This is a genomic window from Allostigmatella hybrida, assembly GCF_020103775.1.
Lineage (GTDB): Bacteria > Myxococcota > Myxococcia > Myxococcales > Myxococcaceae > Hyalangium > Hyalangium aurantiaca.
Genome location: NZ_JAHXBH010000019.1, coordinates 79,660 through 100,635, shown reverse-complemented (window position 1 = coordinate 100,635; position 20,976 = coordinate 79,660). Strand labels below are relative to the sequence as shown.

16 protein-coding genes are annotated in these 20,976 nt (G+C 70.5%); 12 read left to right on the top strand and 4 right to left on the bottom strand.

The window, feature by feature from the left end; genetic code table 11:
- The first annotated feature begins 38 nt into the window (after positions 1-38).
- From KY661_RS25155 to KY661_RS25140, 4 genes are all read left to right on the top strand, one after another.
- The gene (locus KY661_RS25155; RefSeq protein WP_225412636.1) at positions 39-1,577 is read left to right on the top strand and encodes a serine/threonine-protein kinase; all 1,539 of its coding nucleotides are present in this window, start codon (positions 39-41) and stop codon (positions 1,575-1,577) included.
- Between the two features lie 168 nt (positions 1,578-1,745).
- Positions 1,746-3,557, top strand: coding sequence for a malto-oligosyltrehalose trehalohydrolase (gene treZ, locus KY661_RS25150; protein ID WP_225412635.1), 1,812 nt, complete (start codon positions 1,746-1,748; stop codon positions 3,555-3,557).
- Positions 3,558-3,589: 32 nt separating this feature from the next.
- Positions 3,590-4,486 (top strand): hypothetical protein, encoded by an 897-nt coding sequence (locus KY661_RS25145; protein WP_225412634.1) that lies wholly within the window; start codon positions 3,590-3,592, stop codon positions 4,484-4,486.
- A gap of 163 nt (positions 4,487-4,649) precedes the next feature.
- Positions 4,650-6,680: a PAS domain-containing protein gene (locus KY661_RS25140; protein WP_225412633.1), complete on the top strand. Its 2,031-nt coding sequence runs from the start codon at positions 4,650-4,652 to the stop codon at positions 6,678-6,680.
- Positions 6,681-6,699: 19 nt separating this feature from the next.
- Here the strand turns inward: KY661_RS25140 and KY661_RS25135 are convergent, their stop codons facing one another.
- From KY661_RS25135 to KY661_RS25125, 3 genes are all read right to left on the bottom strand, one after another.
- Positions 6,700-8,337, bottom strand: coding sequence for a serine/threonine protein kinase (locus KY661_RS25135; protein WP_225412632.1), 1,638 nt, complete (start codon positions 8,335-8,337; stop codon positions 6,700-6,702).
- Between the two features lie 118 nt (positions 8,338-8,455).
- Positions 8,456-9,202: an ABC transporter permease gene (locus KY661_RS25130; protein WP_263437342.1), complete on the bottom strand. Its 747-nt coding sequence runs from the start codon at positions 9,200-9,202 to the stop codon at positions 8,456-8,458.
- A gap of 50 nt (positions 9,203-9,252) precedes the next feature.
- The gene (locus KY661_RS25125) at positions 9,253-10,188 is read right to left on the bottom strand and encodes an ABC transporter ATP-binding protein (protein WP_225412630.1); all 936 of its coding nucleotides are present in this window, start codon (positions 10,186-10,188) and stop codon (positions 9,253-9,255) included.
- Between the two features lie 135 nt (positions 10,189-10,323).
- Here KY661_RS25125 and ettA point away from each other — a divergent pair, with 135 nt between their 5' ends.
- Both ettA and KY661_RS25115 read left to right on the top strand, forming a co-directional pair.
- Positions 10,324-12,003: an energy-dependent translational throttle protein EttA gene (gene ettA, locus KY661_RS25120; RefSeq protein ID WP_225412629.1), complete on the top strand. Its 1,680-nt coding sequence runs from the start codon at positions 10,324-10,326 to the stop codon at positions 12,001-12,003.
- A 121-nt stretch (positions 12,004-12,124) separates the two neighbouring features.
- Positions 12,125-13,291 carry an ATP-grasp domain-containing protein gene (locus tag KY661_RS25115; protein ID WP_225412628.1) on the top strand — a complete coding sequence of 389 codons (1,167 nt, stop codon included), beginning with the start codon at positions 12,125-12,127 and terminating at the stop codon, positions 13,289-13,291.
- 4 nt (positions 13,292-13,295) lie between these two features.
- Here KY661_RS25115 and KY661_RS25110 read toward each other — a convergent pair whose 3' ends face one another.
- Positions 13,296-14,069 carry an alpha/beta hydrolase gene (locus KY661_RS25110; RefSeq protein WP_225412627.1) on the bottom strand — a complete coding sequence of 258 codons (774 nt, stop codon included), beginning with the start codon at positions 14,067-14,069 and terminating at the stop codon, positions 13,296-13,298.
- A gap of 196 nt (positions 14,070-14,265) precedes the next feature.
- On the opposite strand from KY661_RS25110, the gene KY661_RS25105 reads away from it, so the two are divergent.
- From KY661_RS25105 to KY661_RS25080, 6 genes are all read left to right on the top strand, one after another.
- Positions 14,266-14,460 (top strand): hypothetical protein, encoded by a 195-nt coding sequence (locus KY661_RS25105; RefSeq protein WP_075009092.1) that lies wholly within the window; start codon positions 14,266-14,268, stop codon positions 14,458-14,460.
- A 330-nt stretch (positions 14,461-14,790) separates the two neighbouring features.
- A complete protein-coding gene (locus KY661_RS25100) occupies positions 14,791-15,903 on the top strand; it encodes a 3-oxoacyl-ACP synthase III family protein (protein ID WP_225412626.1) in 1,113 nt (370 codons plus the stop codon).
- Positions 15,904-15,937: 34 nt separating this feature from the next.
- Positions 15,938-16,558, top strand: coding sequence for a DUF2378 family protein (locus KY661_RS25095; protein WP_225412625.1), 621 nt, complete (start codon positions 15,938-15,940; stop codon positions 16,556-16,558).
- A gap of 22 nt (positions 16,559-16,580) precedes the next feature.
- Positions 16,581-17,135, top strand: a complete 555-nt coding sequence (locus KY661_RS25090) for a hypothetical protein (RefSeq protein WP_225412624.1) — start codon at positions 16,581-16,583, stop codon at positions 17,133-17,135.
- A 105-nt stretch (positions 17,136-17,240) separates the two neighbouring features.
- A complete protein-coding gene (locus tag KY661_RS25085) occupies positions 17,241-20,009 on the top strand; it encodes an ATP-binding protein (protein WP_225412623.1) in 2,769 nt (922 codons plus the stop codon).
- Between the two features lie 48 nt (positions 20,010-20,057).
- On the top strand, positions 20,058-20,972 hold the full coding sequence (locus tag KY661_RS25080; protein WP_225412622.1) for a DUF2135 domain-containing protein: 915 nt from the start codon (positions 20,058-20,060) through the stop codon (positions 20,970-20,972).
- Positions 20,973-20,976: the final 4 nt, after the last annotated feature.

The window sequence follows — 20,976 nt, the reverse complement described above, 5'->3', positions numbered from 1 at the left end:
CCGAAGCACACCGCCTGCGTCCGGGGGAGATGGCTTTCGTGAAAAGCGCCGAGCCGCCACACCATCAGGATCCGCTGATCGGCACGCAGGTCAGCGAGTATGTCATTCAAGAGCGGATTGGCACGGGCGGCATGGGCATCGTCTACCGCGCCGTGCAGCCGCTCATTGGCAAACAGGTGGCCATCAAGGTCATGCGGGCGCAGTTCGCGCAGGCGCACCAGCTCGTCCAGCGGCTGCTCGTCGAGGCGCGCATCGTCAACGCCATCCCGCATCGCGGCATCATCGACATCTTTGGCTTTGGGCAGCTGGAGGACGGGCGGCCGTATGTGGTGATGGAGCTGCTCCAGGGGCTCTCGCTCGACCGGCTCCTGCGCCGCAAGGGCCGCCTCGGGGTGGACGAGACCGTGAAGATCCTCGACGAGGTGCTGGATGCGCTGGGGGCCGCGCACCGCCGGGGCGTGGTGCACCGCGACCTCAAGCCCGGCAATGTCTTCCTGGTGGAGGGCGCCGCCGGCGCGCGCTCCCTCAAGCTGCTCGACTTTGGCATCGCCAAGGTTGCCTCCACCCCCGCGGCGAACGCGCTCACCGTGCATGGCCTGCTCCTGGGCACCCCCGAGTACATGTCCCCCGAGCAGGTGCGCGGCGGGGAGGTGGAGCCCACCTCGGACCTCTACGCGGTGGGGGTGATGGCCTTCGAGATGCTCACGGGCCAGGTGCCCTTCGGGGGCGAGCAGGTGCGGGTGCTGTTCGCGCAAGTAGAAGATGCGCCGCCGTCCCTCTCCAGCCTCGTGCCTGGGATTCCGCCGGCGCTCGAGCGCATGGTCTCGCGGTTGCTGGCGAAAGCCCCTTCCCAGCGGTACCCCTCCGCCGATGCCGTGCGACAGGAGCTCAAGGCCTTTCTCTCGCGCAAGGCCCCTGTCCCGAGGGAGCAGGGCCCGCAGCCCGTGGCGCCCGGGTTTCGCCAGTCCGCGAAGCGCCTCTGGCCCGTGGCCGCCGGGGCCCTGGTGGTGGCCGTGGCCGGGGCGGGCCTGATGCGCCTGGGCCGCCCCGTGCACGCAGGCAAGGCCGTGGCGCTGCTCCCCGCGCCGCACGTCCCGCCCGCGTCCCCGCCCGCGCTGGCTCCGCGCCCGGCCGCGCCGGAAGCCCGGGTGGAGCGGCCCACCGTCGAGGCCCTCGCACTGGCGTTGCCCGCGTCCCTCGTGGAGGAGGACGGCGCCCGGGAGGACTCCGGAACGGTGCGGCCGGCCCTGCATCCGGGGCGCTCGGGGGGGCGCAAGGCGCAATCCCCGGGGCCCCGGGGCCGCCCGCGAGGCTTCAAGACGCGGACCTCACGGACGGTCTCCGCCCTCCAGGCCCCGGCCGCGAGGGTCTCCTTCAGCCACGAGTTCCTGCAGACGCGGCTCGTGGAGGCCACCGTGCGGCTCCGGCAGCGGGATGTCCATGCGGTGTCGTCGCCGGCCATGGCCCGGTTGATGGCGCTTCACCGCCGGGCGGATGATGCCGACTCGGAAGAGACGCGCGTGCGCATCCTCTCGGCCCTGGACGAGTGGGAGCGGACGTTCCTTCCGAAGCGCTGAGGGGCCGGAGCGGGTTCTGTCCGCCGCTCTTCACTCATGGGGCGGACAAGTGAACATCTCCCGGGCCGAAGTGCGCGCGGCCGAAAGGCGCGCTCCCCATCCCGTCCCGGCACGGCTTAACTACCCGCAGACATGTCAGCCGAGCCAACGCGAGCCACAGTGCCGAAGATGGGTGCATGGGTAGAGCCAGGACCGAAGGTCCGCTGGAGGGTCTGGGCTCCCGGACACCAGAAGCTGGAAGTGGTCCTCCACGACGCCGAGGGCAAGGCCGGGCAGGTGCTGCCCATGGCCCCAGAGCCCGGCGGCTACTTCACCGCCGTGCTGGAGAACGCCGGCGCGGGCGTGCGCTACAAGCTGCGCGTGGACGGCGAGGGGCCCTTCCCGGACCCCTGGTCCCGCAGCCAGCCGCAGGGCGTGCATGGCCCGTCCGAAGTCATCGTGCCGGACTTCGCCTGGACGGACGCGGGCTGGAAGGGGCCGGACCCCGAGGCGCTCGTCATCTATGAGGTGCACGTCGGCACCGCCACGCCGGAGGGCACCTACGAGGCGCTCATTCCCAAGCTGAAGGGCTGGCGGGAGCTGGGCATCACCGCCCTGGAGCTGATGCCGCTGGCGAGCTTCCCCGGCGCGCGCAACTGGGGCTACGACGGGGTGGACCTCTTCGCGCCCCACCACACCTACGGCAGGCCCGAGAGCCTGCGGCGGCTCATCGACGCGGCGCACGCCGAGGGGCTCGCGGTCTTCATCGACGCCGTCTACAACCACTTCGGGCCGGACGGGAACTACCTGCGCTGCTACTCGCCGCACTACTTCACCGGCCGCCACCACACCCCGTGGGGAGATGCCGTCAACTACGACGGCAAGGAGTCCGCGCCCGTCCGGGAGATGGTGCTCTCCAACGTGGACATGTGGATCCGCGACTACCACGCGGATGGCCTGCGGCTGGATGCCGCGCACGCCATCGTGGATGACGGCTCGCCCCACCTGCTGACGGAGATTACCCGCCGCGCCCGCGCCGCTGCGCCTGGGCGGCGCGTGCTCATCATCGCCGAGGACGAGCGCAACGAAGCCCGGCTGCCGCGCCCGGAGTCCGAGGGGGGCGTGGGGCTGGATGGCGTCTGGGCGGATGACTTGCACCACCAGCTGCGGCGCGCCTTCGCGGGCGACAGCGAGGGCTACTACCAGGACTACACGGGCAGCGCGGAGGACATCGCGCGCACGCTGCGCCAGGGCTGGTTCTACGAGGGCCAGGTCTCCAAGAACCAGGGCCACGCCCGGGGCACCCCCGCGGGCAACCTGCCCCCGCGCAGCTTCGTCCACTGCATCCAGAACCACGACCAAGTGGGCAACCGCGCCTTCGGGGAGCGGCTGCACGATGACGTGTCTCCGGCGGCCTACCGCGCCATGAGCGCGCTCCTGCTGCTCTCCCCGTACACGCCGCTGCTCTTCATGGGCCAGGAGTGGAACGCGAGCACCCCGTTCCTCTACTTCACGGACCACAACGCGGAGCTGGGCAAGCTCGTCACCGAGGGGCGGCGCAAGGAGTTCGCCGGCTTCTCGCGCTTCGAGGGCGCCACCGTGCCGGACCCTCAGGCGCAGGAGACCTTCGAGCGCTCGCGCCTGAACTGGGCCGAGGCGGAGAAGCCGTCCCACGCCGGCGTGCGCGCGCTGTACCGGGAGCTCTTGCGCCTGCGCGCCACCGAGCCCGCCCTGAAGGAGCGCCGCCGGGGCGGCTATGCGCTCCAGACGCTGGGCCCGGACGCGCTCGTGCTCGAGTACAAGGCCGCGGGGCAGTCGCTGCTCGTGGTGCTCAACATCCGGGGCACGCTGGAGCACCGGCTGCCCGCGGGCGCGCCCGCCGAGGTGGTGCTGTGGAGCGAGGCGTCCCGGTTCGGGGGCGCCAGCGAGGCGCCGCCCGTGCGCGACGGGGTGCTGCGGCTCGAGGGGCCCTCGGCCGCCGTGCTGCGCCGCCGGGAGTGAGTTGACCGATACCCATTGCTCTGGGGGGAGCCATGGAACGACAGAAGCGTGGTTGGGGCGGCCGTCCACACCTGCGGGCGTGGGCGGCGGTGTTCACGTGGCTGGGCCTGATGGGGGCCCTGCCCGCACGGGCCCAGGAGGCCACGGGGCTCTTGCCGCCCATCCTGGTGCTGGTGGATCCGTTCGGGGTGGCGATGCTGCACCCCACCCGGCTGGGGGGCGAGACGTGGTTTCTCCCGGAGGATCCGCTGCTGGACGCGCGCTTTGATCCTCAACACCCCATCAGCCGCAACCCGGACGGCTCCTGGAAGATGCGCCACAACGAGGTGCGGATGTCGGTGTTCACCTCCACCGGCTACAGCCCGCGGCGCATCGTCTCCTATGACCGGGATGTGCTGGCGCGCCAGGGCTACATGCAGTCGCCCAACGACTGGAAGAACGTGGAGATGACGGGCTACGTGCGGCTCAACCGCATCCAGGACCCGGAGGACAACTTCTCCTGGTACGCGCGCGGCGGCCAGCACACCGGCGGTGCGGAGTGCGAGGGCTCCGCGTACAAGGGCGACCTGCACTACGACGGGCGCGCGCGCTGGCAGAAGGAGATGTGGCACGTGCGCTACACCCAGGCCCCCTATTCCCGGGTGCCGAGGCTCCCCGTGGGCGAGTGGATCGGCTTCAAGGCCGTCATGCGCAACACCCGCGACGGGGTGCGGCTGCAGCTGTGGCTGGACGAGGATGCCGACAAGCTGACGTGGCACAAGGTGGTGGACCTCTATGACACGGGCAACTGGGGGGAGGACACCATGCCGTGCCCGGGCACTTCCGCCAAGATTCCCATCACCTGGGGGGGCCCCATCGCCGTCTTCCGGTGGGACAACGCGCCCGATGTGGACTTCAAATGGCTGAGCGTGAGGGAAATCTGGCCCTAGTGTCCTGAAACCCCGGGTCGCGGTATTCTAGAGGGGGCGGTGGGACCGGCCATCCCTTGCGCCCTTTTCTCTACATCAGCGACTGTTGTCAGCGGCGGGGCGAGGGTCTATTCCGGGAGGGCGGAAGCGCCTGCTGTCAGCGGGGGTTGCCAGGGACTGGAGTATGCTCAAGCCTGCCTTTCAAGAACCGTTGAAGCACCTGAAGGGCGCCCGGACGTGTGACGGCGACGAGGTGCTGCGGGTTCTGGCCGAGGTGGAGCACGGCCACCCCGAGGGCAGCATGGTGTTCAAGGCCCTGCGGGACGAGGAGGGGGCGCTCAGCGACTTCGAGTGGAGCTATGCCAACCCCGCCGCCCACCGGCTGCTCGGCTGGCGCGTGGAGGCGCTCCAGGGGCGGCGCCTGCACGAGGTGCCGCCCGAGCTGGGGCTGGCCGGGCAGTTCGAGGCGTTCCACCAGGTGGTGGAGACGGGCGAGGCCTGCCAGCAGGTGTTCTCCCACGCCAGCGACGGGTTCGACGGGTGGCTCCAGGCCACCGTGTCCCGGTTCCGGGATGGGGTGCTCGTGCGGCTGCGTGACGTGACCGCCTCCTACCGCGCGGAGACGGGGCTGCGCGACACGCGCGACCGCATGCTGGAGCTGCTGGAGGGCACCCCGGACTGCTTCCTGTCGGTGGATGCGCACTGGCGCTACACGTACCTCAACCGCAACGCCCTCACGCTCAAGGGCAAGCCCCGGGAGAAGCTCTTCGGGCGCAGCCTGTGGGACACGAGCCCGGAGCTGCGCGGCACCGTGGTGGAGCGCGAGGCGCGCCAGGTGATGGCCGAGCGCGTGGCCTCGCGCTTCGAGGTGCTGCTGCCGCCCTTCAACCGCTGGTTCGAGATGCACGCCTACCCCTCGGGCAGCGGCATCGCCATCCTCTTCCGGGACATCACCGGCAAGAAGCAGCTGGAGCAGGAGCGGGACGCGCTGCTGGAGCGCGAGCACTCCGGGCGCCTGGAGGCGGAGGCCCTGGCCCGGCAGCGCGCCCGGGAGCTGCTCGCGGCGCGCGAGAAGCTCATCCAGTCGGAGAAGCTCGCCGTGGCGGGGCAGCTCGCGGCCGGTGTGGGCCACGAAATCAACAACCCGCTGTCGTTCGTCATGGGCAACATCCACTTCGCCGTGGAGCAGCTCGCCACGCTCGTGGGCGTGGCCCCGCCCGGGCTCATCCAGGAGACGGAGGAGGCGCTGTGCGAGGCGCGCGAGGGGGCCGAGCGCATCCGGCGCATCGTCCGGGACTTGAAGACGTTCGCGCGCGGGGATGACGCGCAGCTGCGCCCGGTGGATGTGCACGCGGCGCTGGAGTTCAGCCTCTCCATGGCGATGAACCACGTGCGCTACCGCGCGCAGGTGGTGCGCTGCTACGGCACGGTGCCGCCCGTGTGGGCCAACGAGGCCCGGCTCGCGCAGGTGTTCCTCAACCTGCTCATCAACGCCGCCCAGGCCATCCCCGAGGGGGATGTGGCCTCCCACCGCATCCTGCTCACCACGTACGCCCAGGAGGACCGGGTGGTGGTGGACGTGACGGACACGGGCTCGGGCATGTCCCCGGAGGTGCTGGCGCGCGCCTTCGAGCCCTTCTTCACCACCAAGTCCCAGGGCGAGGGCACGGGGCTGGGGCTCTCCATCTGCCACGGCATCATCAAGGCGCTGCGTGGAGAGCTGTCCGCGGCGAGCATGCCGGGCAAGGGCAGCACCTTCCGCGTGGTGCTGCCCACCCGTGGCGAGGAGGCCGAAGCGCTCCTGCCCCTGCTGGCCACGGGGCCCCTGGAGCCGGCGAACGTGCTGGGCAAGCGGGTGCTCGTCGTGGACGACGAGCCCGGCATCGCCTCGGTCATGCGGCGCATCATCGGCCGGGGCAACGAGGTGGTGGTGGCGCGCAGCGGGCGCGAGGCGCTGACGCTGCTGGAGCGCGACACGGACTTCGACCGCATCTTCTGTGACTTGATGATGCTCGATTTGACGGGCATGGACGTGCACGCGGCGCTGGCGAAGTCCCACCCCGAGTGCCTCTCCCGGCTCGTCTTCATGACGGGCGGCGGCTTCACCGAGCGCGCCCGGCTGTTCCTCCAGCGCTTCTCCCACCCGCGCATCGATAAGCCCTTCGAGCCCGAGCTCATCCGAAGGCTCGTGGCCCAGTCGCCCCCGCGTCTCTAAAGGAGGGCCGGGCGGGAACTCAGCGGCCCGTCTTGATGCCCAGCGAGGGCGGCGCGGCGGGCTTCTTGCCCGGCGCGGGCTTGGGGCTCCCGGTGGCGCGCCGCTCCAGGGCCACCTGCACGGTGGGGCCATCCGCGGCGGACACGGCGCGCGTCACCGGCTCGTAGCCCTCCAGCGTCACCGTCACCTGGATGGGCGGCGCGTCCGGCGCCAGCGTCAGCGGGCGGGGCGTCTTGCCCAGGGCCGTGCCATCCACGTGCACCTGCGCGCCCTGGGGCTCGGAGGCGAGCACCAATTGCACCGGCTGGGGCGCCTTCGGCGTCTCGACGGGCGGGGGCCGGGTCTCCGGGGGCGGGGGCGGCGTGGCCACCGCCACCTTCGGCGGGGGCGCGCCCTCGGAGGGCAGGGGCCGCAGGAAGACGACGGCGGTGCCCGCGAGCAGCAGCGTCACCGCGCCGCCCACCACCACGGCCACCTTCGGGAAGCGGCTGGGGCCCGGCACGGCGGCGAGCGAGACGGTGCCCCGGGCGGGCGGCGGCTCGTGCCGGGGCGTGGGCGCGGGGCCCACCAGCGCATCCACCGCGCGCCGCGAGCGCGTCTCGCCCTTGTTGCCGGGGGAGCGCGACGGGGTTCCCGGGGGATGCATGCCCGAGCGTTGGCTGCTGCGCGAGGCGTCCCCCTTCGAGTCCAGGTCCGAGTCCTCGGAGAGCTGATCCAGCGCGGAGGGGTCCGCCTCGTGGGAGATGCGCTCCGCGTACAGCCCGCGCAGGTAGGCGGACAGGTGCGCGCTGCTGGCCTGCAGCCGCATCTGGGTGAGGTAGTCCTCCAGCGCCAGCCGGAACGCGCCGCAATCCGGGAAGCGCTTCTGCGGGTGGGCGTCCAGCGCCCGCATCACCACTTCGTCCAGCCCCGGGGGCAGCTTGGGGTTGAGCTGGGAGGGGAACGGCACCTGGCAGTCCTTCACCAGCCGCAGCGTCATCAGGTCCGTCTCGCCCTTGAAGAGCCGCTTGCCCGTGAGCAGCTCCCACATCACCACGCCCAGGGCGAACTGGTCGCTCCGCCCGTCGATGGCCTGCCCCGAGGCCTGCTCGGGCGACATATAAGGATACTTGCCCTTGAGCACGCCGGTGGCCGTCTGCTGGCTGCTGCCCGCGGCCTTGGCCACGCCGAAGTCGATGATCTTCACGCCCCCGTCGAAGCCGACGAGGATGTTCTGCGGGGACACGTCCCGGTGCACCAGCTTGAGCGGCTGCCCCTGCGCGTCGCGCGCCTGGTGGGCGTAGTCCAGCCCCGCGGCCGCCTCGGAGATGACGCGCAGCACCAGCCCCGGCGGCAGCAGCTGGCCCTTGAGCCGCGCCTGCTTGTCCACGCGCCGCAGGTCATCGCCCTGCACGTACTCCATGGCCAGGCACTGGCGGCCCTCGATTTCCAAGAGATCGAGAATGGTGACGAGGTTCGGGTGCCGGAGCCGGCCCACCAGCCGCGCCTCCTCCACGAACATGTTGAGGAACTCGTCGTCCTCGGCCAGGTGCGGAAGGATGAGCTTGAGCACCACCAGGCGCTCCACGCCGCCGCGCTCACGCGCCAGGAACACCTGGCCCATACCGCCCGAGGCGATCTTCCGCAGAAGCTCATACTTGCCAAAGGACACAGCCATTGCGGCCGCAGGATACCCCGGCTGCCGTTTCCCGGCGAACGGGCGGCTCGCCTGCCTGCCCTCCGAGCCAGGAAACAGACAAAGCCGGATTGCCGGTGTGCGTCAACGAACCCCGGGCTCAGGCCTTCATCTTATAGCCCGAGCGCAGGGCCACGTAGGCCAGCGCCGTGGCCACCCCGGCCAGGCCCAGGAGGATGAGGCCGCCGGTGACGGGCGGGAAGATGCTCCGCCCGAGCATCCCGTAGCGCAGCCCCTCCACCATGTAGACCATGGGGTTGAAGAGGCTCACGTGGTTCCAGGGCGTGGGCAGCTCGCGCACCGAGTAGAAGACGCCGCCCAGGAACGTCAGCGGCATCATCACGAATGTGGGGAAGAAGTTGATCTGCTCGAACTTCTCGGCCCACACGGCCGCGAGCAGCCCCAGCACGCTGAACACGTAGGAGGAGATGAGCAGGAAGTAGAGCGCCACCCCCGCGTGCGCGAGGCTGAAGCCGGTGAAGAGCGCGGCCACCGCCCAGGTGAGCCCGCCCACGGCGAGCCCCCGCACCATGGCGCCGCCGATGAAGCCGGCCATCAGCTCGCCGGGCCCCAGCGGGGCCACCAGCAGGTCCACCACGGTGCCCTGAATCTTGGTGATGAACAGCGAGGAGCTGGAGTTGAGGAACGCGTTGTTGGCGATGCCCAGGAACACCAGGCCCGGCACGATGAAGGGCAGGTAGGGCATGCCCTCCACCTCGTGCACGCGGTTGGCCAGCGAGTAGCCGAAGACGATGAAGTACAGCGTGGTGCTGATGAGGGGCGAGAGGACGGTCTGGCCCGGCACGCGCATGAAGCGGCGGACCTCCTTCGCGAACAGCGTCTTCATCCCAAGGGTGTTCATGGCGGGGGCGGGGCGGGGAAAGGGGAGAAGGAAGGTCAGGCGGACTTCGGCTGGGGCCTGCCGCGGAGGATCTCGATGAGCACGTCCTCCATGCGGGAGCGGCGCGTCTCCACATCGGAGATGGGCAGCCCCTGGCCATACAGGGCGGTGAGCAGCGCGCCCGCGGGCGCGTTGCCCTCGCGCTCCACGTAGGTGAGGGTGCGCCGGTCCTCGGAGAGGGTGGCGTTGAAGCGGCGGCCGGGCTCGGGCAGCTCCGCGACCGGCTGCTCGAAGGTGACCACCAGGCGCTTCTCGCCGAAGCGGCGCAGCACCGAGGCCTTGTCCTCCACCAGCAGCAGGCGCCCCTCGTTGATGACGCCCACCCGGTCGGCCAGCTCCTCGGCCTCCTCCAGGTAGTGCGTGGTGAGCACGATGGTGGTGCCCCCGGCGGCGAGCCTTCGCACGTACGTCCACAAGTCCCGGCGCAGCTCCACGTCCACGCCCGCGGTGGGCTCGTCCAGGAAGACGAGCTTGGGCCGATGCACCAGCGCCTTGGCGATGAGCAGCCGGCGCTTCATGCCGCCGGACAGGGCGCGCGTGAGGGCGTCCTTCTTGGCGTGGAGGTTGAGCGCGGTGAGCACCTCGTCCACGCGCGCCTCGTCCCGGGGCCGGCCGTAGAAGCCCATCTGGATGTGGAGCGACTCGGCCACGGAGAAGAACGGGTCGAAGTTGATCTCCTGCGGCACCAGCCCCACGTCATAGCGGGGGCGCACCGGGTCCTGGTCGAGATCCTCCCCGAACAGGCGGATGCTGCCGGAGGTCTTCTTCACCAGCCCGCAGACCGAGCCGATGAGCGTCGTCTTCCCGGCGCCATTGGGGCCCAGCAGGGCGAAGATTTCGCCGGGGCGGATGGAGAGGCTCACATCGGAGAGCGCGGTGAAGGCGCCGTACGTCTTGGTGAGCCCCTGCAGTTCGAGGACGGGCGAGGACATGGCGGAGGGGGGCTCTAGCACTTCCCAGGCTGGGTGCCCAGGTACGAGGCGGGCGAGGAGTCTCTTGCGCGGCGGACCCCTCCTTAGTATCCGCCTGCTTCGACGTCATTCCTTTGCCGGAGGCATCAGAGCGCGATGGCCCAGAACTTCATCTTCACCATGCAGGACCTGCGCAAGGTCAAGGGCGGGAAGGACATCCTCAAGGGCATCTACCTGTCCTTCTTCCCGGGCGCGAAGATTGGCGTCATCGGCCCCAACGGCTCGGGTAAGTCCACGCTCCTGCGCATCATGGCCGGCGTGGACACCGAGTTCTTCGGCGTGGCCAAGCCGGACCCCAGCGCCCGGGTGGGATACCTGGCGCAGGAGCCGCAGCTGGACCCCACGCTGGACGTGAAGGGCAACGTGGAGCTGGGGCTCAAGCAGATCCGCGGCCTGATGGACCGCTTCAACGAGGTGTCGGCGAAGTTCTCCGAGCCCCTGAGCGACGCGGAGATGGAGAAGCTGCTCGCCGAGCAGGGCAAGCTCCAGGACGCCATCGACGCGGCGAACGGCTGGGAGCTGGACCGCACCATCGAGATGGCCATGGACGCGCTGCGGCTGCCCCCCGGGGACGCGGACGTGACGAAGCTGTCCGGCGGTGAGAAGCGCCGCGTGGCGCTGTGCCGCATCCTGCTGGAGAAGCCGGACCTGCTGCTCCTGGACGAGCCGACGAACCACCTGGACGCCGAGAGCGTGGCGTGGCTGGAGCAGGCGCTCAAGCAGTACACGGGCACCATCGTCTGTATTACCCACGACCGGTACTTCCTGGACAACGCGGCCGAGTGGATTCTGGAGCTGGACCGCGGCGAGGGCATCCCCTGGAAGGGCAACTACACCTCGTGGCTGGAGCAGAAGCAGAAGCGGCTGGAGCTGGAGGAGAAGTCCGAGAGCCACCGCCAGAAGACGCTCAAGCGCGAGCTGGAGTGGGTGCGCGCGAGCCCCAAGGCCCGCCAGGCCAAGAGCAAGGCGCGCATCGCCGCCTACGAGGACCTGCTCAACCAGACGCAGGAGAAGCGCGAGCCCACGGGCGAAGTCACCATTCCCCCCGGCCCCCGGCTGGGCGGGCTGGTGGTGGAGGCCAAGGGGCTGCGCAAGTCCTTCGGGGACCGGCTGCTCATCGACGACCTGAACTTCAAGCTGCCCCCGGGCGGCATCGTCGGCGTCATCGGGCCGAACGGCGCGGGCAAGACGACGCTGTTCCGGATGATGACGGGCGTGGAGAAGCCCGACGCGGGCGAGCTGCGCATCGGCGAGACGGTGAAGCTCGCGTACGTGGACCAGAGCCGCGACGCGCTCGCGGGAGACAAGTCCGTGTTCGACGAGGTGAGCGGCGGGCTGGACCACATTGATTTGGGCCGGGCGGGGCAGATGCCGAGCCGCGCGTACCTGGCGGGCTTCGCCTTCAAGGGCCAGGACCAGCAGAAGCGGGTGAAGGACTTGTCGGGTGGCGAGCGCAACCGGGTGCACCTGGCGAAGATGCTCAAGAGCGGCGGCAACCTGCTGCTCCTGGACGAGCCGACGAATGACCTGGACGTGGAGACGCTGCGCAGCCTGGAGGACGCGCTCCTGAGCTTCGCCGGGTGCGCGGTGGTCATCAGCCACGACCGGTGGTTCCTGGACCGCATCGCCACGCACATCCTGGCCTTCGAGGGCGACAGCAAGGCGTTCTTCTTCGAGGGCAACTTCGAGGACTACGAGGCGGACAAGAAGAAGCGCCTGGGCCCCGAGTCCCTGGAGCCGCACCGCATCCGCTACCGCCCGCTCACCAAGGACTGAGCGGCCCCTCCGGAGGGCGCGGGGGGAATCCTACCCTTGCGCACCTTCGTTCCAGGAAGTGGGCGGCGCCCAATCCCGCGCTATGGTCGCGGGCCACGGGGGCACCGTCCCCCGGCAGCCCATGAACTTCGTCTTCATCTCGCCCCACTTCCCGCCCCAGTACTTCCACTTCATCACGGCCCTGCGCGAGCGGGGGGTCAACGTGGTGGCCATTGGAGACGCGCCCTTCGATGCGCTCCGCCAGGAGCTGCGCGAGTCGCTGCGCGAGTACTTCTTCACCCCCAGCCTCCACCAGTACGACGCGCTGCTGCGCGCCACCGGCTACCTCACCTGGCGCCACGGCCGCATCCACCGCATCGAGTCGCTCAACGAGTCCTGGCTGGAGGTGGAGGCCCGGCTGCGCGAGGACTTCCAGGTGCCGGGGCTCTTTCCCTCGGACATCCAGCGGCTGCGCACCAAGTCCGGCATGGCCTCCGTGTTCCAGCAGGCGGGGGTGCCCCACCCGGAGCTGGAGAGGGTGAAGGACGCGGCCCAGGTGAAGGCTCTGGCCCGGCGCGTGGGCTACCCGCTGGTGCTCAAGCCCGACGTGGGCGTGGGCGCGGCCCACACCTTCAAGGTCAGCAGCGACGCCGAGGTGGACCAGGCGCTCGCGGAGCCCCTGCCCACCGCCTACGTGGCCCAGGCCTTCGTGAAGGGCACCATCGTCACCTATGACGGGCTGGTGGACCACGAGGGCCACATCCTCTTCTCGCTGAGCCACGAGTACAGCGACGGGGTGATGGAGGTGGTGACCGAGAAGCGCGACATTTCCTTCTGGAGCCTCAAGGAGATTCCGCCCGCGCTCGACGTGCTGGGCCGCCAGGCGGTGGCGGCGCTGGGGCTGCGCGCGCGCTGGTTCCACCTGGAGTTCTTCCGGCTGCCGGATGGCCGCTTCGTCGCGCTGGAGGCCAACCTGCGGCCCCCCGGCGGCTTCATGACGGACATGATGAACTACGCGTGTGAAATCGACGTGTACCGGCTCTGGGCGCGCGTCGCCACGGGGGACCCGGTGGGCACCTTCCGCTACACGCCGAAGTTCCACGTGAGCCACATCGCCCGGCGCGCGGGGCGCGCCTACCGCCACTCCCACGAGGAGGTGGTGCGCAAGCTGGGGCCCGCGCTCGTGCTCCACAACCCGGCGCTTCCTGCCGTGTACCACGCGGCCATGGGCAGCGAGATGTACCTCACGCGCCACGTGGAGCTGGATGCCCTGCGCGAGGACATCCGCTTCATCCAGACGCCGGCCTGAGCCCTCAGCGCAGCAGCCACTGCAGGGCGGCGGGGAGCCTGCGCTGCCACGCGCTCTCGTGGTGCTCGCCGCCCGGCTCCAGCACGAGCGCCAGCTCGTGGGGGCCATAGCCCAGGTCCTGCAGGTGCCCGTGGAAGTCGCGCGTCGCATCGCCGTAGGCGAGCACCTCGCCGCCCGGGACGATGGTCTCCGTGAGGCCCGCGTCCAGGTAGATGCGCGTCCAGGTGCGCGGGTGGGCCTTCCACTGCTGGAAGAGCTTGCCCCGGTGCCACATCACCGACGGGGAGAACCCGCCGATGCGGCCATACACCTCCGGGTACTTCCACCCGAGGTACAGCGAGATGAGCCCGCCGAGCGACGAGCCCGCCACGCCCGTCCACTGGGCCCCGGGCCGCGTGCGGTACACGCGGTCCACGTACGGCTTGAGCGTCTCCACCAGGAAGCGCCCGTACAGCTCGCCCCGCGTCTGCCCGCCCCGGTGCGGCTCGCCCCACGGCGAGTACTCCTGCATCCGGCCCATCCCGGAGTCCACCGCGACGATGAGCCACGGCTCCACGTGCCCGCCGTGCACCAGGGCCTCCAGCGTGTGGTTGGCGCACCACGTGTCGAACAGCGCCGACTCCGGGTGGGCGAAGACGTTCTGCCCATCCTGCATGTAGAGCACCGGGTAGCGGTGCGCGGCGTGCGCGTCGTAGCCCTCGGGGGTGTAGATGCGGACCGTGCGGTTGAAGCCCTCCTGGGGGGAGGCGAACTCACGAAGGATGTGGACGTAGCCCATGGCACCGGCACCGGCGGACCGGGGGAGAGGGCCCGGCCGGGGTGGAAGGGGCAAGATAAATGGCTCCGCTCCAGCGGCCAATATCCAGTTTGTCTGTTCTGTTTTGACGTGTATTTCGGTTCTAGCGGGGTTGTCACTTCCCGAAAGGGGAGGGGGGTGCTAAATCGGGGGCCTGCACGCTCGAGGGGAGGAGGCGATGCAACTGGAGTCCCTGCAGCTGTCAACGCTGCTGATGATGACGCAGCTGGAGTTGCTCCAGGCCCACCGGGCGTTGGATGGCACCCAGGAAGCCTGGCAGCGGTGGCTGGCCGTGTCCGCCCGCGCCACGGCGGTGCAGGACATCGCCGGCGAACTCGTGCTCGAAGGGCAGTGGAAGGCCTCGCACGTCTGATCCGCCGGGCCTGGGGCGCAGGGGCCCCGGGCTTCACGCCGCACCCCCCCCTCTGCAACACTCAGGCTGGCTGCTTGCCGCGCCCTGGCCCGTTCGCACGGCCGTGCGGGGAAACTTCCACTCCACGTGCGGCCCGATGCTTCATCCGGGAGCTTCGTGCTTCAGGAATGAATGTTTCAGGAAAAAGTTTTGATTTCCAGGCTTACGCCGGAAAGACAGAGGGCTCTATAGTTCAACAATGAAACAAGTGATGTCTCGGCTTCTTGCGATTGCGGCTACTTACTGAATGGCACGCTTTCTGCTGCTGATGGTGCGGGCGAGGGCTCACGAATGAAGCAAGAGACGCCAGGCAGGGCTGTCCGGATCGCTGGAGCAGGGGCGTTCGTCCCCTCCCGGATCATCAACAACGAGCGCATCGCCCGGGCGTTTCCGGGCTGGTCCGCCGAGCGCATCCTGGAGAAGACGGGGATCCTCGAGCGGCGCTACCTGTGGGAGCTGGGCGAGGACGGCCGGGCGGTTCCCCCGCCGGACGAAGACATGCCCGGCTGCCCCGTCTCCAACACGGACATGTGCGAGGTGGCGCTGCGGCGCGCGCTGGCGCAGGCGGGGCTGGAGGCGCGGGAGCTCGACGCGGTGTTCCTCGTCACCTGCACGCCGGACGAGCTGAACTTCAACCACGATGCCATGGGGCTGCACCAGCGCCTGGGGTGCCGCGAGGACGCCTTCGCGCTGGTCATCGATGATGGGTGTGGCGGCACGCCGTACGTCATCGACCTGGTACAGAAGATGATGGCGGGGGGGCGCTTCCGCACGGTGGCGGTGGTGGCCTCCACGCTCCTGTCGCCCCAGCTCCACCCGGAGGTGTACACGGACGAGGTGGTGCCGGGCCCGGGGCGCAAGCCGCTCAACGCCTACCTGTCCGCGTACGTGTTCGGGGACGGGGCGGGCGCGGTGGTGCTGCGCGCGGATGCGGGGGAGGACACGGGCATCCTGGCGAGCCTGTCGGGCAACACCCACGAGATGCTGGTGCTGCGCCGGGGGGGCGGGATGATGCGCATGCCCTATCAGGGCCGGGCGCGCCCCGCGGACATGGCCTTCGTGGTGGATGGGACCACCGTGGCCGACAGCTACCCGCGCTACATGGGCCAGTGCATCGAGCGGGTGCTCGAAGGCCGGCCGGAGCTGCGCGCCGAGGTGCGGCGCTACTACTTCCACCAGCCGAACAAGCGGCTGATGGAGCGCTTCACCCAGGAGGCGGGCTTGCCCACCGGGGCGGTGGCCCTCAATGTGGACCGCTATGGCAACACGTCCGCCGCGGGAATGCTCATCCTGCTGGCGGAGGACCTGGAGGCGGGCCGGGTGCGCCTGGGCAGCGGCGATCTGGTCCTCGTGGCGGCGGTGGGCGCCAACGTGCACTACGGCGCGCAGCTGGTGCGGTTGTGAGGGGCGCAGGGGTCTGCGGACCAAGGAGAAGCTCATGATGGGTCAGGGCCAGCCGGGGCGGGCGGGGATGGTGCTCAACTCGCAGCGGCACCTGGAGCACAACATCTCCCTGTCCAAACCGGAGGACACGGCGCGGGGGATGTTCTTCAACGGCGCGCTGGGGGCGGTCCGGAAGCTGGCGGGCGAGGACGTGGCGCGCCGGTGCCACGAGGTGACGGGCGAGCGCAAGCACGTGGACTTCTTCAGCTACCCGGTGGCCAGCTTCCTGCGGCTGTGCCTGGCCACGGTGGAGAACGTGGGGCCCCGGCTGGGCGGGTGCGAGGCCACGCTGCGGTGGATCGGCGAGCAGTCCTCGCGCGACTTCCTCTCGTCCATGGCTGGCAAGACGATGCTGCTGCTTGCCGGCGGCAGCATGACGCGCATCCTCAGCCAGCTGCCCTCCAGCTACCGCGCGGCGGTGAGCTATGGCGAGCGCACCCTGCGCTGCACCCCGGAGGGCACGGGCCACTTCGTCATCAAGCGCGACTTCCTGCCCCATGCCTACCATGAGGGCATCCTGCGGGGGCTGCTGCTGGAGGCCGGGGCCAAGACGTTCCAGGTCCAGGGGCGGGCCACGGGCGAGCTCGACAGCGAATATGACTTCACCTGGCGCTAGCCAGGGGACAAAGGAGTCCGTGATGCGCCGCTGGCTGCCGTGTCTCGTGCTGGGGCTCTGGGCCCTGCCCACCCCCGGGCTCGCCGGGGAGGTGGTGTATCAGTTCCGCTCGCAGGAGGATGCCGGGGCCACGGACCCGAAGGGCTGTGACCGGGCGCCCTTCCCGGTGAACGTGCGGCTGCCGGCGGGCCTGTACGCGGTGCGCGTCGACGGCGGCACCGCGCGGGTGCTCCCCGGGGAACCGAAGCGGGTGGGCACGGGGCTGGCGTGCGTGCGCATCCAGGACCGCACCTTCGCGGAGGGCTCCCAGGCGGACATCTTCGTGCGCTTCGAGCTGCCCGAGGGGCGCTTCATCGCGCTCGGGCGGTGCACCATGGTGAGCAACGCGGTGCCCCGCGCCGGGGTGGTGCTCACCACGTGCGCGCTGAAGCTGACGGAGTTCCCCGCGGCCTACGCGGGAGGCTTCATCTCGAGCGCGAGCCTCTTCAACCCTCAGAAGCTGCCGGGCTTCGACACCGGCTCGCTCTGGACGCTGCGCGTGTTCGAGGCGCCACGGCCCGAGGGGCAGGCCAAGTGATGAGGCCGCCTGGCTGCCGCCGGGCCATGCCAGCGAGGGCTGGGCTGGAGGCGTGGAACACACGCTTCTGAGGAGGGTGTTCACCCTGTCAGTCACAGCACGGCCATGCCCCGCCTGCCCTTCCACCGCAAGCTTCTGCTCGCCTTCGCCGCCGTCCTGCTGCCGGTATTGGTGTTGCTGTGCGCGGACTTCGTGCTGAACCTGCGGCGCACCCAGCAGTCGCTCCTGGAAGCGCAGAGCCTCACGGCCCAGGCCGTGGCGGTGCAGGTGTCCGATGCCCTGGACTCCGCCGTCGAGCTTGGCTGGACCCTCGCCAATGATCCGCTCGTGCGCACCCTGGACCCGTCCCGTCTGGATGGGCACCTGCAGAAGCTCTCCGTGCACCTGCCCCGGTTCGATGCCATCGGCGTGTACGACGCCCGCGGCCTCAACCGGGGCTGGGGGGACCCGAATGTCCCCGCCGAGCCCCGGCTGAACATCGCCGACCGCCCCTACTTCCAGCAGGCCATGGCCACCAACGCCCCGGTCATCTCCGAGGTGCTCCAGCTGCGCCGGCCCGACCGCGTGGCGATGCTCGTGTGCGTGCCCATCCGCGATGCGCTCGGCCAGCCCGTCGGGGTGGTCAACGTGGTGATGCAGACCGAGCGGCTGGCGCAGCGCTACCTTCCTTCCCGGCTCCAGTCGGGCCAGGACATCCTCTTGATGGACCCCCAGGGACGCCTGGCCTTCCATACGGGCTACCCCTTGCTCTCCAACACGCAGAGCCTCGCCTTCTCCACCTGGGCGCCGCTCCAGGAGGTGCTGGCCGGCCACCGGGTGATGCTCGACCGGTTCGTCCATCCGCTCACCCAGGAGCCCTCCCTGGGGGTGTTCGTCCCCATCCCCCGGCACCCCTGGGTGGTGGGCGTGGCGGCGCCCCGGGACATCGCGCTCGCGCCGCTCTACGAGGGGCTGCACACGAAGCTGCTGGCCTTCGGGGCAATCCTGCTGCTCAGCGGGCTCATCGCCGCGGTGATGGCCCGCCTGCACTCCCGGCCGGTGCGGCTGCTCCAGACGCTGGCGCACGCGCTGGGGCGGGGGGAGCTGTCACGGCGGGCCCACATCCGCACGGGCGATGAGCTGGAGGAGCTGGGCACCGCGTTCAACCAGATGGCGGAGCAGACCGCCCAGCGCCAGCAGGAGGTGGAGCGGCTGCGCGCGGAGGCCGAGCACCATGCCGGCCAGCTCCGGGCCATCATCGCCAGCGTGCCGGATGCCATCTTCCTGGCCCGGCCCGGGGGGCACCTGTGCGGGGCCAACCCCGCGGGGCTGCGGCTGCTGGGCCTGGAGCCGCCCACCCCGCTGGAGCTGCCGCTGGACGAACTGCTGCGGCGCCACCACCTCTGCCACCCCGATGGGCGCCCCCTGCGGCTCGAGGAGCTGCCGCTGAGCCGGGCGCTGAGCGGGGAGACCTTCACCGAGGTGGAGATGCGCATGGTGGACGCCTCGGGCGAGGTGCGCCAGCTCAGCGTGAATGGTGCCCCGGTGCGCGATGCCGCCGGGAACATCATCCTGGGCGAGGCCGTCATCCGCGACATCACCGGGCGCAAGAAGGACGAGGAGGAGCGCTGCCGGCTGCTCGAGAAGGAGCGGGCCCTGGCGCGCATTGGCCAGGCGCTGGTGCGCGAGGTGGAGCTGGAGCGAATCGCCCACGTGGCCAGCGAGCAGAGCCTCCACGCGCTGGGAGCGGACGCGGTGGGGCTGTGGCTCGTCCAGCCCGAGCACCAGCGGCTCACGCTGCTCGTCTCCCATGGCCTGTCGAAGACGGTGCGCGAGCGCTGCCGGGAGCTGGCCTTCGCCATGCCCCTCCTCACCGCCCAGGCCGCGCGGGAGGAGACGCTCCAGGTCATCGAGGACATCCAAATGGCCTCGGGGCCGCCCGCGCTCAGCTACCAATTGGCGCAGGAGGAGGGCTTCCGCAGCATGGTGTCGGTGCCGCTGCACTCCCGCGGCCACCTGGTGGGGGTGATGACCTGCTTCTTCTACTCGCCCCGTGTGTTCTCCGCGCGCGAGCTGGAGTTCCACACCACCGTGGGGCAGCTGTCCGCCGTGGCCATCGAGAAGGCGCGCCTGTTCCAGGAGGTGCGCGAGGCGCTGCGGCTGCGCGAGGAGTTCATGTCGGCCGCCGCCCACGAGCTGCGCACCCCCGTCACCACCATCCAGACGTGGGCGGACTTCCTCTCGCGCATGGAGGAGGGCTCCGTGCGGCAGCAGAAGGGGCTCGCGGCCATTGCCCGCAGCACCCGGCGGCTGGCGCGCCTGGTGGAGCACCTGTTCACCGCCGTGTGGATGGCGCCGGGGCTGCCCAAGCTGGAGCGGGAACGGCTGGACCTGAGGGCGCTCGTCACCGAGCGCGTGAAGCTCCTGTCCCGCACGACGGAGAACCCCATCCACCTGCACGCCGGCGAGGGGGCCGTCGTCGATGCGGACCCCCAGCGCATGGGCGAGGTGGTGGCGCACCTGCTGGAGAACGCCATCCGGTACTCCCCGCCCGGGGGCCCCATCGAGGTGCGCCTGGGGTGCGAGGGCAACCAGGGCTGGGTGTCCGTGCACGACGTGGGCCCCGGCATCCCCCCCGAGCGCCAGCCCCACGTCTTCGAGCCCCTCTACGAGCCGCTGCCCTCGGGCATGCCGGGGTATGTGGGCGTGGTGGGCATGGGGCTGCACCTGAGCTGGCAAATCATCGAGGCCCACGGCGGCCGCATCTGGCTGGAGAGCGCCCCGGGGGAGGGCTCGACGTTCTGCTTCAGCCTGCCCCTGAGGAGGGGGGAGGTCCCCAGCGCCTCCGTGCGTGAGGGTGGCTTGAAATCAGGCGCCCAGTACCGCACGCTGTGAACCCGTCAATCCTTCCGGGGGCCCTTCGCCCCCCCTGACGGCGCTCCCATGCTGACAGCCTTCCTGGCCCTTCTTCTGACGCAGACGCCCCCGGCACATCCTCGCCAGCAGGGCGTTCCCATCGGCAAGGGCACGCAGCTCGCCAAGGTGACGCTCACGGCGCCCACGGGCGGCTGGACGGTGGACCGGATGATGCTCGTGGAGGGCTCCCTCAGCGACACCACCGTGGACCCGGTGGTGGTCTCCATCAACGGGGACCGCTACCTGATGCGCACCTACAACGGCCGTTTCAGCCGCAAGTTTCCCGCCGCCAGCGGCAAGAACATCGTCACGGTGATGGCCACGAACAAGGCGGGCACCGCGCGCGCCCAGGTGACGGCCTACGCGCAGATTCCCCCCGTGCCCTTCAAGGTCATCCTCACGAGCGACACGGAAGGGGTGTACACGGACCTGCACCTCTACGAGCCCACCCAGGAGAGCCTCCAGGGCGGGGTGCTGGAGGGGACGAAGATGGCGCACGTGTACTGGGCGGACACGGCGAGCCCCAGCGGCGGCACGTTCTTCCTCAACGAGCAGGGCGGCGACTTCGACCAGCCGGCCTACGGGCCCTACCTCTATATCCACCGGGCGCCGCCCAAGGGCGTGTACCTGGTGGCCACCAACTACTGGCCCAGCGGCGACAAGGCCCACACGGTGGCCACGCTCAACCTGGCGCTCTTCGAGGGCACGCCCGGCGAGGTGCGCCGCAGGGTGAGCATTCCCCTGGCCACCCCGGGCACCACGCGCGTGCTCGCGTGGGTCAACATCCTCGGGGACAACCAGGCGGAGGTGTACGTGCCCTCGCAGGACCCGAAGCCCACGCACCCCTCCTGGCCCGGGAACCTGGAGGAGACCGCCAAGGAGATCAGCTCCAACGGCGACGGCGGCGGCGACGAGGGCGGCGGGGAGTACGAGGGGGAGTAGGCTC

What these genes read in the sequence shown, in the direction of transcription:
- treZ (WP_225412635.1), top strand. Translation starts at nt 1,746, where the DNA reads ATGGGTGCATGGGTAGAGCCAGGACCGAAGGTCCGCTGGAGGGTCTGG.
- KY661_RS25145 (WP_225412634.1), top strand. Translation starts at nt 3,590, where the DNA reads ATGGAACGACAGAAGCGTGGTTGGGGCGGCCGTCCACACCTGCGGGCG.
- KY661_RS25140 (WP_225412633.1), top strand. Translation starts at nt 4,650, where the DNA reads ATGCTCAAGCCTGCCTTTCAAGAACCGTTGAAGCACCTGAAGGGCGCC.
- KY661_RS25135 (WP_225412632.1), bottom strand. Translation starts at nt 8,337, where the DNA reads ATGGCTGTGTCCTTTGGCAAGTATGAGCTTCTGCGGAAGATCGCCTCG.
- KY661_RS25130 (WP_263437342.1), bottom strand. Translation starts at nt 9,202, where the DNA reads ATGAAGACGCTGTTCGCGAAGGAGGTCCGCCGCTTCATGCGCGTGCCG.
- KY661_RS25125 (WP_225412630.1), bottom strand. Translation starts at nt 10,188, where the DNA reads ATGTCCTCGCCCGTCCTCGAACTGCAGGGGCTCACCAAGACGTACGGC.
- ettA (WP_225412629.1), top strand. Translation starts at nt 10,324, where the DNA reads ATGGCCCAGAACTTCATCTTCACCATGCAGGACCTGCGCAAGGTCAAG.
- KY661_RS25115 (WP_225412628.1), top strand. Translation starts at nt 12,125, where the DNA reads ATGAACTTCGTCTTCATCTCGCCCCACTTCCCGCCCCAGTACTTCCAC.
- KY661_RS25110 (WP_225412627.1), bottom strand. Translation starts at nt 14,069, where the DNA reads ATGGGCTACGTCCACATCCTTCGTGAGTTCGCCTCCCCCCAGGAGGGC.
- KY661_RS25105 (WP_075009092.1), top strand. Translation starts at nt 14,266, where the DNA reads ATGCAACTGGAGTCCCTGCAGCTGTCAACGCTGCTGATGATGACGCAG.
- KY661_RS25100 (WP_225412626.1), top strand. Translation starts at nt 14,791, where the DNA reads ATGAAGCAAGAGACGCCAGGCAGGGCTGTCCGGATCGCTGGAGCAGGG.
- KY661_RS25095 (WP_225412625.1), top strand. Translation starts at nt 15,938, where the DNA reads ATGATGGGTCAGGGCCAGCCGGGGCGGGCGGGGATGGTGCTCAACTCG.
- KY661_RS25090 (WP_225412624.1), top strand. Translation starts at nt 16,581, where the DNA reads ATGCGCCGCTGGCTGCCGTGTCTCGTGCTGGGGCTCTGGGCCCTGCCC.
- KY661_RS25085 (WP_225412623.1), top strand. Translation starts at nt 17,241, where the DNA reads ATGCCCCGCCTGCCCTTCCACCGCAAGCTTCTGCTCGCCTTCGCCGCC.
- KY661_RS25080 (WP_225412622.1), top strand. Translation starts at nt 20,058, where the DNA reads ATGCTGACAGCCTTCCTGGCCCTTCTTCTGACGCAGACGCCCCCGGCA.